A 13,261-nucleotide genomic window follows, 5' to 3' on the forward strand; every position below is an offset into this window, starting at 1 on the left:
TTCCGGATATGCTGTTCCGGGAGCAACATTTAGGCGCAGGCCTTTTATCAATAGGAAGACATCAAAAATCAAAAGAAGATTTTTGGTGTCTTTTTTTGTTGCCCAAAAACGAAATGTGGGGTGTACAAAAAACAGGAAGGGAGGAAATATAAAATAATCCATAAAAGATGAACAGGAAAATCAAAAAAGGAGGCAGAATATGGGACAGGATATATGCATTCGAAAAGATGAAAAACCATTGGGATATGACTGGGAATGTGGACATGAGGAATTATATGTCAGAGTGAATATGTACTACAACGGATCCCTGTATGTCGGATTATGGCAAAAGCAAAAGGAATGTGAGAAAAAGCTGGAATTATTCGGAGATCTTACAATTGGAGTTATGGGATTCCTAAGGCCAGGGCAGGTAATAATCTCGGATTGCGGAGCAAAAGCAAAGGTTGCGTTTATTGAGAAGTATAAACTCGGAAAAGTTGTAGGTAAGAGGAAAATCAATTATGGCAGCTATTATGTCGTAGAGTTTAATCTTGCACGACTTGCACAGCTCGATCCAGAAGGTACGGAAAGATATCTGCTCGAAAATGGTCTTGATCAAAAAGAATTTAAAGCAGATTAGGGTAAAGAGGTACATTTGAAAACCAGGCAATAAAGGTGGTGCGGCATGAAAGACGACGAATATAAAGGATATTACTGTCTGCTGATCGCAATTTTGTGTGATTTGAATGCAGCGGAAGCCAGCACAATGTACGAATACGGACCAGATCATCCGCTTTGCCGGAAAATCCTGAAAAAGAAAGTTCGGAAACCGTCCATAAGAAAGCTCAAGGAAACAGAACAGGCAGCGGCTATGAAAGCTCTTCTTGATCAGGGATACAGCCAGGATGCAGTATCGGAAGCATTTCAGTGTTTTCCATCTACGGTCAGGCGCAGAGTAAGAAAATTAACAGAAAGGAAGGAAACGAATGACAGATCAGAAATTGATTGCAGGAATATTTAATGATTTTTTGGGACTTTATACGGGTAAAATTCAGACCGGTATCCGTCCTTTGATTGAAAAATATAAAAACCATCCCATGCTGATGGGGCTCCTCTCCAATTTGGATGAAGCGGCAAAGATTCAGGCACCAAAAGCCATGAAAGAAATCTATTCTTTCTATAAGGAATATCGTGGCAGGGATCTGGAAGATGCTGACTGGAAGGAACTGACGGAAAAAGCCCGTCAGATCAGTGCAGGATGGGAGGAAAATGAATGGGTTCGCCGTATTGTACTGGAAATGATCAGCCTTTTGGATCCTGATGATGCTGAGAGACGCAGGATTGCATTGGAAGTAGAAAAAGAAATGGAAGCGGCTGAACAGAAAATGAATGCGGCATAAAAAGCAGGCAGAGGCAGGAGATTTTTTCTTCTGCCTCATGTTTTTATCAGGAAAGAAGGAATCGATTATGTTAAATGAGATCATAAAAACTGCAGAAGAATTAAATACAGCAGCATTGTATTACCGCCAGAGCGGGAATATGGATGGTGTGCGGGAACTTGCCAAAGCACATGCAGTTTCCCAAAAACAGACAGAGAAATTTATTCAGGGCAGCCGCTATCGGCTGGTTGATATACCGATTGAGGAAAGAAAGTTTGCGAATGCGTCTGAAAAACTGCGTGCAGAAATGTTTGCCTTAAAGGATGCAGGCTTTGCAGACATCATAGGACAGTATCTTGTAAATCTTGCCAAAACGGATTCTGCTTTAGATGCACAGGTGTTAAAAAAACATAAGATGCTTCAGAGATGTTTGGATTATGTGACGCAAAAAGCCTACAACATTGCACTGGAGGGAGCGAAAAAAAAGGGAGAGAACGGCATTCGGGCCAATACAGGCCTGGCACTCTCCGGCGACCAGGTTTTTCCCTGGGTACTTGAATATTATGCGAAAGATGATGAAAAAGAAATAGCAGAAAAAGAGCAGGAAGAAAAGAAAAAGATTCAAAAGGAATGGGATTCGGTAAATAAGAGAACGAAAACAATACCGAAAAACCAGGGGACAAAGAAAGATTCCGAGGTGCATCCCAAAGAAGCAGCGGAGCAGGAAGAAAAGCATATCAGCAAGAAAAAATCAAAAGATTCCGGGCAGATGTCCTTGTTTGACATGATGCAGCCGAAAGAGAGTTAAAGGAGAAGGATATGATCGCATATAAAGGATTTCAAAAGGATTTGAAATGTCGGGGCTTTCAGTTTCAGGAGTATGGCATAAATGAAACGGAAAAAGCAAACTGTAGACAAAATGGATTTCATTGTGCAGAAAACCCACTGGATTGTCTCTGCTATTATCCGAATTGGAAAAATTCCGTGTATTACATAGTAGATGCATCAGGGGATTTGGATGAAGATGGAAAAGATTCAAAAATCTCCTGCACAAAGATGCGCCTGTTAAAGAAAATTGAATTGAGAAGCCTGTTATTACACGGAGCTGCTTACATGTCGAAATATCCAAACCGGAAATGGAATTCCCATGTTGCAAAAGAAAGCGGGACCAGCTGCAACGGATTTTGCATTGTACGTGGAAAAGACCCCAAAGCCAAAGGACAAAAGGGCGATTTACTGTTACTTTTAAAGGAGCAGCCTGGCAACAGCCAGATCCTGGAAATTGGGGTCATCTGTATCGATGGTCAGAAATATCCGGAGGGAGCATGGATTGATGTGACTGGAAAGCTGGTGGAGTTATGAGAAAAAAGAGATTGATGGAGTTAAAACCATTAAAAGTGATGAACAGACATATCGCCGATGCAAAGAAAACGGAAATATCTTTGAGTACACTGGAGAAACAAAGGGGTGAACCCGGAAAATATCGGATGTATTGTCGGGCAGCAGTAGAAAAAGGAATTTTAAAAGTGTATCTATTTGCCGTAACAGATATTGAGGAGAATATAAACTTTCCAAGGTACCGTCTGTTTATCAGCAGAAAAGAGAGACGGTTTATAACTTATGATGAAAAATTAAAAAAATGGAGAAAGGCACTTCTTGAAAGTATCTTATGGGATGTAAGAACTAATTTGGGCAACATCTATGTAAATGACTGTGATACCAAGGTCATCCAAAAATATTTAAAGACAATGCAGCCTGCAATCCGGGCACTGGAAGAGTTTCAGGCGAATATCCGTAAAGAACAAAGGATACGTCATGATAAAAAACTTACAGATTCATGGGACCAAGTGATGAAAACTGTATCTGGACTGCCTAAGAACTGGATCGGATGGGTTTCAAAATATGGAATTACGGAACACTATATCTTCTACAAGTATCAGAAAAATGGTGCTACAGAAGGATACTGTACATATTGCAAAAAACATGTTCCAATCCGCTCACCCAAATATAACCAGAAAGGACAGTGCAATGTGTGTGGACAACCAATTACTTTTCGTTCTGTGGGAAAGTCTGGAAGATTTTGTACAAAGTGGTACAGAGTCTATCTTATCCAGAGGAGACGCAAGACTTCTGGTTTTGTGCTCCGGATCTTTCATGCCAGAACGTGGTATAAAAAGGGCGGCTATACAGATTGCGAAACTACCTGCCATGAAGAGCAGAGAAGAATCTTCTCTGCAAATGGAAAGGAAATTTCCAATTTCGTTTATGATCTGTTCAAACAACGGGAAATGCGTTGGATTTCGTGTAGAAGTTCTTGGTATTATACTTGCTGTGACAGTCAATATAAAGGAATGGTTTATCCATATACCCTGTCGGATCTGTCCAGGCATGAATTAAAAGAAACAGGTCTGCGTGAGTACGCCCTTGGTCAGAAAAAGATAGATCCTGGAAAATATCTTTACCTGTGGAAAACGTATCCGGTACTGGAACAGATTGTAAAAGCGGGGCTTTTCCAGTTAGTTGATGATGTACTGGACCACAGGGCAGCAGATGCAATAAAAAGAAAAGGCAGAAAACCAACAGAATTCCTGTCCGTAGATAAGAAAGAGTTTCGAAGACTCCGAGATATGAATGGCGGGGTAAAAGAACTTAAATGGCTGCAACTTGAAAAGAGTACAGGAAAAACAATCGGGGATGAAGAAATATGCTGGATGGTAAAAGAAGGATTTGAACCAAACGACCTGAAGTTTGTTCTGGATCAGATGAGCATCTGCCAGATTCGACATTATCTTGTGAAACAATCAGAAAAATCCGGGGATGATATCAGCCATGTGCTGCAGGTGTGGAACGATTATCTTTCTATGGCAAAAAGACTGGGAATGGATATACATGATTCCATTATTTACCGTACCAGAGATCTTCAACTGCGCCATAAAGAGGCGGTTTTGAAGATAGAAGAAATGAAACGCGGAATCCGACGCAGGGAGCTGGAAGAAAAGTATGTCGGATTTCAGAAACATCTCATTGATTTGAAAGAAAAATATGAGTTCAGTGACGGTGAATATCAGGTTATTGCGCCAAAGAGTATCGATGACATCCTATATGAAGGTGATACGCTTCATCACTGTGTAAATAAAACGGATACTTATTTTGACCGGATCGTTTCAAAGGAAAGCTATATCCTATTTTTGCGGGAAAAAGAGAATCCGAAAGTACCGTTTTATACACTGGAAGTTGAACCAGATGGAACTATCCGGCAAAAACGTGCGGAATTTAATCGTCAAAATAAGGACATTGATAAAGTGACTTCTTTTTTAACATTGTGGCAGAAGGAAATTCAGAAACGATTAACCCAAAAAGATCGTAAGAGCACAGAAGAAAGCAGGAAGCTCAGGCAGCAGAACTATCAGGAGATACGTGATAAGCATGTAGTTGTCCATGGCGGAACATTTGCTGGGGAACTTCTGGCTGATCTTTTAGAGAAAGACTTAATGGACCTACCAGTGGAATCGGCAGAAAACGAAGAAAGCCCTACTGAAATAGCGGCGTAAATAAAAGGATAAAGTGGATGCGGCAGGGAGTTCCCCTGCTGCATTTGAGCAGAAAAGAGAAAATGACATTATATGCAGTAGAAAATGAAGGAGAGGACGGAAATGAATAAAAAAGAATTGCGTAACATGAAATTGCTGGAAGCTACGGATGAACTGATAAAACTTGCAAAAGAAGATGTGCCAGTAAGAGATAAAAGATACTATACGGAGCAGCTGATTTATCAGAGAGGGCTATATTTACGTGCAGAAGTAGAAAACAATATTTTAAAAGTAGCATTTTATCTGGCAGAATATCTTTCCACGGACTGTCGGAAACCTGTATATACATTATATATTGATAAAAAGAACGATATTTTTAAAGGGTATGATTACCGGACAAAGAAATGGTCAGAAAGTATGCTGGATAAGACCATTTTCTCAAAATGGTTATATCAGGAAAATTCTTATATGAAAGAGGCGGATACAGCGTTGATCCAAAAGTATCTTGAAAGTGAATATGACGATGCTTTTTATGCACTGTATGTATATCAACGTGAGCAGAGACACCGGAGGCTGGGCATGAAATATGAAAAAATTCTGACAAGCTGGGATCAGTGTATGGATAGACTTCCAAAAATTCCGAAAGACTGGCTGAGATGGCAGAAAAAAGTTGGAATTACCCAGAATTTTATCTTTTATCATTACAGCCGCAGGAAAGATCAGACAGGATATTGTAGTTGGTGTGAAAGCGAAGTTCCAATCAGCCATCCTCACCATAATGCAGTGGGGAATTGCCCAAAATGCAGACATCAGATTCAATATAAAGCATTAGGCCGGGCCAAAAATATAGAAACCCAAAAAGAGACTGCATACCTGCTTCAGACCTGTGGAAATAATGTGTTTGTTTTGAGAGAATTCCAGCTTCAGATGCTCATAGTAAGCAGCTCATATAAAAAACCAGTATATTCTTTCTTTGAGCGCCGGAGAATCCTGTATGATGAAGAATTAAATACGAAAGAATATTATTTCGGCCGTCATCATTGGACAAAAGAAAACCGATGGATCCAGGGTAAATTACAGGTTCCACTGTATCCAGGTTACGGTGGCTATATGACATATGAAAAATATGATATGGGAAATATTTATGGGAAATCACTGTATGGCATTAAAAACAGGACATTCCGTAGGACAGGATTCTACGAATATGCAAAAACCAAAAAGTATTTAGATCCGGTAAGTTTTTTTGAAATGGTTAAAGAAAGACCTTATCTGGAACGGCTCATTAAAGCAGGACTTTATCATCTCGCAGAGGACATTATGGATAATAAAGCACAGATCTATTGTGAAGATTCCGGAGACCTTGGAAAAGCACTGGGAATTGATGGATTCCGCTTAAAAAGGCTGCGTACAAACAATGGGGGAGAGATTTTTCTTCAATGGCTATTACTTGAAAAAGCCCAAAATAAGTTGATCCGTGACGATGTGATTTCGTGGATGTGCCGGGAAAAGCTTAAACCAGCGGATCTTATGTTCATTATGGATCGTATGGCCCCTTTACAGATCAAAAATTATCTGGAAAAGAAGGCAGCAGAAAGTGGGGAATCCGTGAAAGACCTGATCAAAACATGGAAGGATTATCTTAATATGGCAATTCGGGTCGGAGTGAATGTGCAGGATTCTGTTATCTACCGTGCACGAAAGCTCATGCAGAGACATAATGAAATGATAAAAGAGATAGAAGCAAAAGATTTGATTTTAAGAGCCGGAGAGCTAGAAAAGAAGTATCCGGGTCTGAATCGTATATGCAGGGATTTGAAAAAATATGAATATGCGGACAAAGAGTATCAGATCGTTGTGCCGGAAAAAGTGGATGACATTTTGTATGAAGCAAAACTGATGCATCACTGCGTAAATAATACAGAAACCTATTATGAACGAATGAGCCAGCAGGAATCCTATATCCTGTTTTTGAGAAAGGCAGAACAACCAACGGAGGTGTACTATACGCTTGAAGTGGAACCGGATGGGACCATAAGGCAGACACGTACTTTTTATAACCAGCAGAATGAAGATATTGAGCTTGCAAGGGATTTTCTTGTAAAATGGCAGAAACAATTAAAAAAGAAACTGGCAAAAGAAGATTATAAACTGGCTGTAAAAAGTCAGAGTCTCAGGAAAAAAGAGATTGACGAGCTCCGCAGCAAAGGCGTTCGTGTAAACGGTGTTGGGTATTGCAACAAATTACCGCGTCTGCGGATCAACCGATAAAGACACAAAAAGAGTAAAATGAACTCTTGGAGTGTCTTTTTTTGTTTGGCAAAATGTTTTGACATGTATCAGATTCAATCACGATAAAAGGAGGAAAGAAGTTTTTATGCCACGTAAAATCAGATCAAATTACATGGAGAAATTCAAATTTGTGTACAATGGCAGAACTTTTGAAAGTAAGCATAAATGCTGTAATTTTTATGGAATATGTTACCGTAGTGTAATGGCGTATCAGAATCAATATAAATGTAGAACTGAAGAAGCGATTACACATTTTATTGAATTGAAAAAAAGTAAAGAGATCATATTCCGAAATCGAAAATGGGCCAGCATTAAGACTTGTTGTGAATTTTATGATATAAACGAAGATTCTGTCAAGACCGATATGTGGAATCGAAAATGCACACCACAGGAAGCGATTGAACGGGCAATAGAATGGAAAAAGGCACATGAAATCACATATCATGGTGTGAAATACCCATCACTTCCTCAATGCTGTGAAGAATTGGGAATAAATCCTATATCCGTACGTTTGTATATGGAAAAGAATGGAGTTTCTTCTACACGTGCGATTACACATTACATTAAATCTAAAAAGAAAAGAATCTTTGCATTCCGGGGAAAAGAATACAATAGTTTCACGGAATGTTGTCTTGCGTATGGACTGAACCCCAAAATTGTAAGAAGTGCTGCCTATAGAACCAAAAGCTCCTTGCCAGAGACGTTGGAAAAAAATGTTTCTCATATGGAAGGTTGCGTGCCACAGGAATCCACCGGAAATGATGAGAATTCTGGAAACAAGGTAATATCAAAAAAAAGGCGCCGCGCAAAAGAACCATTCTTTTATGAAGGGGAAAAATATGTTTCCCTTGGACAGTGTTGTGAGATATACGGAATTAATGAAACCAGTGTACGGGCCAGAGCATGGCGGATTCATTGCACCTGGGAAGAGGCTGTAAAACATTTTATCGAAAAAAGCAATGCGGATGAACTAAAAAAGATATTTGTATATAAGGGAAAAGAATATCAAAGTGTTGCTGAATGCTGCAGAAAGTATGATGTTCGTGCCGCCAGTGTCCGTAACCGGGCTTCCTCGACTGGATGTAGTATAGAAGAGGCCCTGGATCATTTCATAAAGAAAAAAATAGTGACAAAGAAAAATGAATTTGTATTCCGAAATAAAATCTATGAAACGTTGGAAGAATGCTGTGAGGTTTATGGTGTGAATGCAAACAGCGTATCTTCAAGAAAGTATAAATTAGGGTGCAGCATAGATGAATCGTTGGAACATTTTATTGCAAACAAAGAGATAATCGAAGAAAGGATACAGAAGTTTACATTTAAGGGGACGGAATACCCCAGTCTCCGAGCATGCTGCAAAAAATATGGCATTGAGGATGCGTGTGTAAGGCAGAGAGCCAGAGATAAAAATTGTTCCATAGAAAAATCATTTGAGCATTTTATGACAAGAAAAAGAAAAAAGATGCTGGATAATCCTGAATTTGATTATCATGGAACCCTTTATCCATCGCTTAAGGAATGCTGCGAAAAACTAAAGATAAGTAAAAATAGTGTAGTAAGCAAAAGTCGTCGGAGCGGATGCAGCTTACAGGAAGCGGTAGAATATTATGTAAAAAAGCAGCACAATAAATAAAACAAAATCACAGGGACTCGCAGGAAGTCCGTTTATAGAATCCATAGGAGAGGAGGAACAGCCAATATCATCTGCCTGCAGATATTGGCTGTAATTATATATGATACATAAAAAGAAACAACCGGCAGCAGATAACGATAAGATTCTTATATCAGTTAAGGAAGCCTGTGAACTAACAGGGCTTTCTGAGAAAACAATGCGAACACTTATGAACAATAATACCTTCATGGTACGAATTGGGCGAAGAACCCTGATTGATAAGAAAAAATTTCAGAAATGGATAGATCGGCAGTCTTGAAAGACTTTTGGGGTTGTGTTAAAATTAAGTCCAGTGCCATGCATGATCATCTATTGTTATTAGAAAAAGGATGGTAATGTTATGGGAAAAAATCTAAAAGGAAAAGAAATAGGTAAGGGAATCCGACAAAGAAAAGATGGGCGGTATGAAGCCAGAATCACAATTAAGGGTTCTGGCAAACCGCCTTTTTCTATCTATGGAACAAATCTTCAGCAAGTGAGAAAGCAAAGAAGCATGTATTTAGCGGAGGTTCTCCCAGGTGTTCCAGGCTTTGATTCGAGTATGTCCGTTTCAAAATGGTATGAGAAATGGATGGAACTTTATAAGGTTCGGAATCTTAAAGCAACCACGATAAGAAATTATGAAGATGGTTTTAGAAGAACGGAAGAATACATCGGTTACATGAAACTGGTAGATATCAAACCGGAACATATTCTTGACATGATTAAAAAATTGGAGGATGAAGGATACGCTCCTACATCAATCAAGCAATCATTAAGTGTCGTGCATCAAATGTTTGAGAGGGCAGCAGCCAGTAAAATGATTCCATCGGATCCTACAGCAGAAGTTAAGCTTTCCGTTGAGGCACCGGGAGAAGTGTTGGCAGAACCTACAGAAGAAGCTTTGGATGTAAAAGAGAATTGTCTTAGTACAGACGAAAGCCATCGCTTTTTGGAAACCATTAAAGGAGACCGTTATGAGGAACTTTTCTTGATTTTGATGCATACGGGAATGCGTATAGGCGAAGTACTTGCCTTACAATGGAGAGATGTCAATTTCGATGAAAAATATCTTCGTGTATACAAAACGCTAAACAGAGTCAAATTGTATTATGACAAGCAGGGAAAGAAACTTGCTGAGCCGTATTATGTTACACAGATTACATCACCGAAAAAAAGAAAAGTGTCAGAATAATTCCGCTGCCAGATATTGCAATTGAAGCTTTTTTAAGCTGGAAAGAAAAACAGAATCAGGACAAGAAAGTGTTAGGCAAGAAATGGGGAACTGGAAATGATCTTCTAAAAAAATATCCTGGACTGATATTTACAACATCAACAGGAATGAGTTATCTTCCTGGTAATGCTGAAGATGAATGTGAGCGAATCAAAAATATTGTAAATAAGCAAGAAGCATTAGAGGCTGAAAAAGAAGGTCGAGAAGCAGAAATGTTAGATGTAACTCCACATAGCTTTCGTCATACTTTTGTAACAAGATGTGTACAATCTGGAATGAAACCGGCTACGGTAGGTAAAATCAGCGGTCATTCTACTCAGAAAATGACAGAGTATTATACGCATCTTGAACAGGGGTATGTAAAAGATGAATACAAACGGTATGATGAAAAGTATGGAAAAGAAAGCTGATTTTGCTGATGAAATGAGATTTTAGGAAGAGGTTTAAATATTTGGAAAAAACAAGAAACACTGAAGAAGAAAAAAAAATGGGTCAAAAGTGGGTTAAAGAGGAACATAAAGCATCTACAAGCCGCGTAAATACAGGGTTTCCAATTAACACAGGGAAACTATCACCGATGATGCAGGAATACTGCAAGACAAAGGAAACCTACAAAGACTGTATTTTGTTCTACCGCCTGGGCGATTTTTATGAGATGTTTTTTGAGGATGCGCTGCTGGTGTCCAAGGAGCTGGAGCTGACACTGACCGGTAAGGACTGCGGGCTTGAGGAGCGTGCGCCGATGTGTGGGATTCCGTTTCATGCTGCGGAGACTTATATCAAGCGTCTGATCGAGAAGGGGCATAAGGTGGCAATCTGTGAGCAGGTGGAGGATCCGAAGAAAGCCAAAGGTCTGGTAAAGCGTGAAGTTATCCGTGTTGTCACACCTGGAACGACTTTGGATGCGACTTCTCTGGATGAGTCCAAGAATAACTATCTGATGTCCATTGTATCAATGGAGGATCATTTTGGCTGCGCCATCGCAGATATTACAACCGGTGACTGTTTTCTGACAGAAGTAGACAAGCCTCAGAAACTTCTGGATGAGATCAACAAATTCGTCCCTGCGGAAATCATCTGCAATGACGCTTTTTTTATGAGCGGAATTGATACAGAAGATCTGAAAGACCGCCTTCATATCTGTATTTTCCCGCTGGATAACTGGTATTTTGATGACAGTCTGTGCAAGCGCACACTGAGAGAACACTTCCATGTAAATACACTGGAAGGACTTGGTATTCAGGATTATGACAGCGGCGTGATCGCAGCAGGAGCACTTTTTCAGTATCTGAATGAGACACAGAAGACAGCCTTATCTCATATGGCATCGATCCGTCCGTATTCCGCGGATAAATTTATGCTGATCGACAGTTCCAGCCGCAGAAACCTGGAACTGGTAGAGACACTTCGTGAGAAACAGAAACGAGGATCTCTTCTATGGGTACTTGATAAGACAAAGACCGCAATGGGAGCCAGAACGTTACGAGGATATGTAGAGCAGCCGCTGATCGATGCATCTGAGATCCGTGCCCGTCTGGAGGCAGTGGAAGAACTGACCCAGAGGCCGATGCTGCGCGATGAGATCCGTGAATACCTCAATCCGATCTACGATCTGGAGAGATTGATCAGCCGCATCAGTTATCAGTCCGCAAACCCGAGAGATATGGTGGCGTTTGCTTCTTCACTGGCAATGATCCCGTATATCCGCCAGGTCCTTCAGGAATTTGAGGCTCCGGTCCTTAAGAAAATCTATGAAGATATGGACCCGCTTGAGGATGTCACAGATCTGATCAAACGCGCGATCGTGGATGAACCGCCGCTCGCACAGAAAGACGGAGGCATCATCAGGGAAGGTTATCATGCAGATGTCGACAAATACCGCCGTTCCAGGACCGACGGCAAGAAATGGCTTGCAGAGCTGGAAGCCCGCGAAAAGGAACGTACCGGGATTAAGACACTCAAGATCAAATACAGCCGTGTGTTTGGATATGCCCTTGAGGTAACGAATTCATTCAAAGACCAGGTTCCGGATAATTATGTCCGCAAGCAGACACTGACCAATGCCGAGCGCTATATCACACAGGAACTCAAAGAACTCGAAGATCTGATCCTCGGCGCGGAGGACCGCCTGTATGCGCTGGAATATGAACTGTTTGCAGATGTCAGGGATAAAGTCGGACAGGAGGTTGTCCGTATCCAGCGGACAGCGAAGGCAGTTGCAGCGCTCGATGTTTTTGCCTCTCTTGCCCTTGTTGCTGAGAAAAATAACTTTGTCAAACCGAAGATTAACGAGAGCGGCGTCCTGGATATCAAGGGCGGCCGTCATCCGGTCGTAGAGCAGATGATCGAAAACGATATGTTTATCTCCAATGATACATATCTGGACAATCAGAAAAAACGTGTCTCCATCATCACCGGACCGAATATGGCAGGTAAATCTACCTATATGCGTCAGACGGCCCTCATCGTTCTTATGGCACAGATCGGAAGCTTTGTTCCGGCAGAGAAGGCAAACATCGGAATCGTGGATCGTATCTTTACGAGAGTCGGTGCATCTGATGACCTGGCAAGCGGACAGAGTACTTTTATGGTGGAGATGACAGAGGTTGCCAATATTCTTCGAAATGCGACTTCCAGAAGTCTTTTGATATTGGATGAGATCGGACGTGGAACAAGTACCTTTGACGGACTGGCGATCGCATGGGCGGTGATCGAGCATATCAGCAACACCAAGCTCTGTGGAGCCAAGACACTTTTTGCAACACATTATCATGAGCTGACCGAACTGGAAGGCAAGATCCCGGGAGTCAATAACTACTGTATCGCTGTCAAGGAAAAAGGCGATGACATTGTATTTTTACGTAAGATAGTCAAGGGCGGCGCGGATAAGAGCTATGGTATCCAGGTAGCGAAGCTTGCCGGTGTGCCGGATTCTGTCATCAACCGTGCAAAAGAACTCGTCGAAGAACTCAGCGATGCGGATATCACGGCAGCAGTCAAGGACCTGACCGCACCGAAGAAAAAACAGAAGATCGTCTATGACCAGGTAGATATGGCACAGATGTCACTTTTTGATACCGTGCAGGATAATGATATCGTAGAGGAGATCAAAAACCTGGACATGACGAATCTGACACCGATGGAAGCTATGAATATTTTATATAATTTACAGAACAAGATCAAAAACCGCTGGTAAAAA

General features: G+C 40.9%; 12 protein-coding genes. All 12 read left to right on the forward strand.

The features are described 5' to 3' along the window. Positions 1-199: 199 nt before the first annotated feature. The 12 genes from DWX28_RS13045 (at position 200) to mutS (ending at position 13,258) form a co-directional block, all read left to right on the forward strand. Entirely contained in the window at positions 200-619 is a 420-nt protein-coding gene (locus DWX28_RS13045) for a DUF4313 domain-containing protein (RefSeq protein ID WP_243002433.1), read from the forward strand. Between the two features lie 45 nt (positions 620-664). Then, positions 665-1,000, forward strand: a complete 336-nt coding sequence (locus tag DWX28_RS13050) for a hypothetical protein (protein ID WP_118037272.1) — start codon at positions 665-667, stop codon at positions 998-1,000. Continuing rightward, positions 966-1,379 carry a hypothetical protein gene (locus tag DWX28_RS13055; RefSeq protein WP_118252930.1) on the forward strand — a complete coding sequence of 138 codons (414 nt, stop codon included), beginning with the start codon at positions 966-968 and terminating at the stop codon, positions 1,377-1,379. The genes DWX28_RS13050 and DWX28_RS13055 overlap by 35 nt, the downstream gene beginning before the upstream one ends. A gap of 67 nt (positions 1,380-1,446) precedes the next feature. Further along, the gene (locus DWX28_RS13060; RefSeq protein WP_158565315.1) at positions 1,447-2,166 is read left to right on the forward strand and encodes a Cas9 inhibitor AcrIIA9 family protein; all 720 of its coding nucleotides are present in this window, start codon (positions 1,447-1,449) and stop codon (positions 2,164-2,166) included. A gap of 11 nt (positions 2,167-2,177) precedes the next feature. Then, the gene (locus DWX28_RS13065; protein WP_118252932.1) at positions 2,178-2,720 is read left to right on the forward strand and encodes a DUF7666 domain-containing protein; all 543 of its coding nucleotides are present in this window, start codon (positions 2,178-2,180) and stop codon (positions 2,718-2,720) included. Then, positions 2,717-4,909: a PcfJ domain-containing protein gene (locus DWX28_RS13070; RefSeq protein WP_118252933.1), complete on the forward strand. Its 2,193-nt coding sequence runs from the start codon at positions 2,717-2,719 to the stop codon at positions 4,907-4,909. The genes DWX28_RS13065 and DWX28_RS13070 overlap by 4 nt, the downstream gene beginning before the upstream one ends. A gap of 102 nt (positions 4,910-5,011) precedes the next feature. Then, a complete protein-coding gene (locus DWX28_RS13075) occupies positions 5,012-7,156 on the forward strand; it encodes a PcfJ domain-containing protein (protein WP_118252934.1) in 2,145 nt (714 codons plus the stop codon). A 106-nt stretch (positions 7,157-7,262) separates the two neighbouring features. Then, positions 7,263-8,810 (forward strand): hypothetical protein, encoded by a 1,548-nt coding sequence (locus tag DWX28_RS13080; RefSeq protein WP_118252935.1) that lies wholly within the window; start codon positions 7,263-7,265, stop codon positions 8,808-8,810. Positions 8,811-8,910: 100 nt separating this feature from the next. After that, positions 8,911-9,108: a helix-turn-helix domain-containing protein gene (locus DWX28_RS20800; RefSeq protein ID WP_055066219.1), complete on the forward strand. Its 198-nt coding sequence runs from the start codon at positions 8,911-8,913 to the stop codon at positions 9,106-9,108. 81 nt (positions 9,109-9,189) lie between these two features. Continuing rightward, positions 9,190-10,023: a site-specific integrase gene (locus tag DWX28_RS20265; RefSeq protein WP_118252936.1), complete on the forward strand. Its 834-nt coding sequence runs from the start codon at positions 9,190-9,192 to the stop codon at positions 10,021-10,023. Positions 10,024-10,043: 20 nt separating this feature from the next. Next, positions 10,044-10,472, forward strand: a complete 429-nt coding sequence (locus tag DWX28_RS20270) for a tyrosine-type recombinase/integrase (protein WP_255420407.1) — start codon at positions 10,044-10,046, stop codon at positions 10,470-10,472. Between the two features lie 167 nt (positions 10,473-10,639). Continuing rightward, positions 10,640-13,258, forward strand: a complete 2,619-nt coding sequence (gene mutS, locus DWX28_RS13100) for a DNA mismatch repair protein MutS (protein ID WP_118252970.1) — start codon at positions 10,640-10,642, stop codon at positions 13,256-13,258. The last annotated feature ends 3 nt before the right edge of the window (positions 13,259-13,261 follow it).

It is taken from the genome of Blautia sp. AF19-10LB, from assembly GCF_003461245.1.
Lineage (GTDB): Bacteria > Bacillota > Clostridia > Lachnospirales > Lachnospiraceae > Blautia_A > Blautia_A intestinihominis.